The sequence below is a fragment of the Streptomyces sp. genome (assembly GCF_031178505.1).
In the GTDB taxonomy this organism is placed as follows: domain Bacteria; phylum Actinomycetota; class Actinomycetes; order Streptomycetales; family Streptomycetaceae; genus Streptomyces; species Streptomyces gulbargensis.
In genome coordinates, this window is the sequence record NZ_JAPSIW010000873.1 from 1 (window position 1) to 2,668 (window position 2,668).

A 2,668-nucleotide genomic window follows, 5' to 3' on the forward strand; every position below is an offset into this window, starting at 1 on the left:
GGCCTTCGCGAAGGACTCGGTGGCCGAGGCGAAGACGGCGACCTCCCGCGCCCCGAGCGCAAGGGCCCGGTCGAGCCCCCGCTCGTTCGGCACGAGGACCGGAAGCCGTACGGGGAGGTCCCGCACCTGCGGGAACAGCTCCTCCGCGTCGGCCAGTTGGGGCACCCACTTCGGGTGCACGAAGCTGGTCGCCTCGACCGTGGACAGCCCGGCGGCGGCGAGCCGGCGGATGAACTCGGCCTTCACGGCGGTCGGGACGGCCGTCTTCTCGTTCTGCAGGCCGTCGCGCGGCCCCACCTCGTGGATCCGGACCCGGGCCGGGAGCGCCGGATCGGGCACGGTCATGGGCAGACCCGTGATCACGCGTCCTCCTCGTCGCGGGGCGTCACCACGGCCAGGATCTGGTCCATGGCGACGGTGCTGCCGGGCGTCACGTCCAGCTCGGAGACCGTGCCGGCGTGCGGGGCGGAGATGACGTGCTCCATCTTCATCGCCTCGACGACGAGCAGGCTCTGCCCGGCCTCCACCTCGTCCCCGACCGCCACCTTGACGACGGTGACCGTGCCGGGCATGGGGGCGGCGAGCGTGTCCGCCCCGCCGTGCCGGGCACCGGAGAGCGCGGCCGCCACCGGGTCGTGGTCCAGGACGTGCCAGGAGTCGCCGTCCCGGCCCAGCCACAGCCCCTCCGGGGAGGCCGCGACCGCGAACCGGTGGGTGGCGCCGTCGAGGTGGAGCGCGAACTCCCCGGGCACGGCCGGCGCGAGCGCCGCGGTGACGGCCGGGCCCTCCGCGCCGAACAGCAGCTCGGCGGACCGGGCCGTGCCGCGCACCCGGACCGGCACCGGCTCGTTCCCCGGCACCCGGAAGGGGCGCGCCGTCCAGGCGGGCGTCCCGCCGAGGCGCCAGCCCGTCCGCGCGTCGAAGGGGTCGGCCCAGCCGGCCGGTTCCCCGGCGGCGGGCGGGAACTGCCGCAGCAGCGCCGCCGCCGCGTACACCTCTTCCGGCACGCCGGACGGCACGAGGCTCTCCGCGTCCCGCTCCACCAGACCGGTGTCCAGGTCGCCGGAGACCACGTCGGGGTGGGCGAGAAGACGGCGCAGGAAGCCCGCGTTGGTGGGCACGCCGAGCGTGACGAGCTCCCCGAGCGCCGCGCGGAGCTTGCGCAGGGCGGTGGGCCGGTCCGGCGCGTGGACGATGACCTTCGACAGCATCGGGTCGTAGAGGCTGGAGACCTCCGTGCCCTCGCTGAGGCCGGAGTCCGTCCGCACCCCCGCCCCGGCCGGCTCGCGCAGGGCGAGGACCGTGCCGCCGGACGGCAGGAAACCGCGCGCCGGGTCCTCGGCGCAGATCCGGGCCTCGATCGCCCAGCCGTCGAGCCGGATGTCGTCCTGCGCGAAGGGCAGCGGTTCGCCCGCGGCCACCCGCAGCTGCCACTCCACCAGGTCCACGCCGGTGATCAGCTCGGTCACCGGGTGCTCGACCTGGAGCCGGGTGTTCATCTCCATGAAGTAGTACTGGGACGGGTCGCCGCCCGGGACGATGAACTCGACCGTGCCCGCGCCCACATAGCCGCAGGACCGGGCAGCCTCCACGGCCGCGGCGCCCATCGCGGCCCGGGTGCCCGGGTCCAGCAGGACGCTCGGCGCCTCCTCGATGATCTTCTGGTGGCGGCGCTGGAGCGAGCACTCGCGCTCACCGAGGTGGACCACGTTCCCGTGGGTGTCGGCGAGGACCTGGATCTCGATGTGCCGGGGGCGGTCGATCCACCGCTCCACGAGCAGCGTGTCGTCGCCGAAGGAGGACCGGGCCTCGCGCCGGGCCGCCGCGATCTCCTCGTCCAGGACCGCCAGGTCCCGCACGAGCCGCATGCCCTTGCCGCCGCCGCCCGCGCTCGGCTTGAGCAGCACCGGCGGGCCCATCTCCCGGGCGGTCTCGGCCAGGTCGGGGTCGGCGGCGCCGGGCACCACCGGCACCCCGGCCGCCTTCACGGTCTCCTTGGCGCGGATCTTGTCGCCCATGAGGGCGATCGCCTCGGCGGACGGGCCGATGAAGACCAGGCCGGCCTCGGCGCAGGCCCGCGCGAAGGCCGCGTTCTCGGCGAGGAAGCCGTAGCCGGGGTGGACGGCCTGCGCGCCGGTCCGGCGGGCCGCGTCGAGCAGGGCGGGCACGGACAGGTACGACTCGGCGGCCGGCGGCGGCCCGAGCCGTACCGCCGTGTCCGCCTCCCGCACGTGCCGGGCGTCGGCGTCCGCGTCGCTGTAGACGGCCACCGAGCGCACGCCGAGCGCCCGCAGGGTGCGGATGACGCGGACGGCGATCTCGCCCCGGTTGGCCACAAGGACGGTGTCGAACATCGTGTGGGGTCCCCTCACATCCGGAAGACGCCGAACTGGGGGTCCCCCAGGGGCGCGTTGGCACAGGCGGTCAGGGCGAGGCCGAGGACCTGCCGGGTCTCCGTCGGGTCGATGATCCCGTCGTCCCACAGCCGGGCGGTCGCGTAGTAGGCGCTGCCCTGCGTCTCGTACTGCTCCCGGATCGGGACCTTGAAGGCCTCTTCCTCCTCCGCGCTCCACTCGTCGCCGAGCTGGTCGCGCTTGACCGTCGCCAGCACGGACGCGGCCTGCTCGCCGCCCATGACCGAGATCTTGGCGTTGGGCCACATCCACAG

2 protein-coding genes and 1 pseudogene are annotated in these 2,668 nt (G+C 75.0%); all 3 read right to left on the reverse strand.

Annotated elements, in window-relative coordinates:
* A pseudogene (locus tag RIF68_RS33745) lies at nt 1–345 on the reverse strand (hydroxymethylglutaryl-CoA lyase); the annotation flags it as partial.
* Between the two features lie 14 nt (nt 346–359).
* The gene (locus RIF68_RS33750) at nt 360–2,354 is read right to left on the reverse strand and encodes a biotin carboxylase N-terminal domain-containing protein (protein ID WP_309055281.1); all 1,995 of its coding nucleotides are present in this window, start codon (nt 2,352–2,354) and stop codon (nt 360–362) included.
* Nucleotides 2,355–2,368: 14 nt separating this feature from the next.
* Nucleotides 2,369–2,668: carboxyl transferase domain-containing protein (locus RIF68_RS33755; protein WP_309055282.1), on the reverse strand; the 300-nt coding region annotated here is incomplete at its 5' end.